Here is a 270-nt window from a genome sequence, read left to right on the forward strand (position 1 = left end):
AAAAAAAAAAACAGCAGCGGAAACAGACATGCCAGCGCGAGTCCCTGCGTGATAGCTGCCGCCAGCAGGCTCAGGCAACACCAACGGAATACTTTCGACTGCGATCCCGTAACGCGTTCCAGTTGACGATACGTGTGCCACCCTGCGGATAACCGCGCGGTTATGGCGGCATAATTTATTGAGGCCTGGTTTATGGCGGAATGGTTTTTGTTCATCACGTACGCTCCTCTGATTGCCCGATACGTGGTGATTCGCCGCCCAATGCCCCCT

General features: G+C 54.4%; 1 pseudogene. It reads right to left on the reverse strand.

Annotation, left to right across the window (positions count from 1 at the left end):
* Positions 1–215: pseudogene (locus A0G03_RS20635) on the reverse strand (ABC transporter ATP-binding protein/permease); the annotation flags it as partial.
* Between the last annotated feature and the right edge of the window lie 55 nt (positions 216–270).

Origin of the sequence: Pectobacterium peruviense (assembly GCF_002847345.1) — a bacterium.
GTDB lineage: Bacteria > Pseudomonadota > Gammaproteobacteria > Enterobacterales > Enterobacteriaceae > Pectobacterium > Pectobacterium peruviense.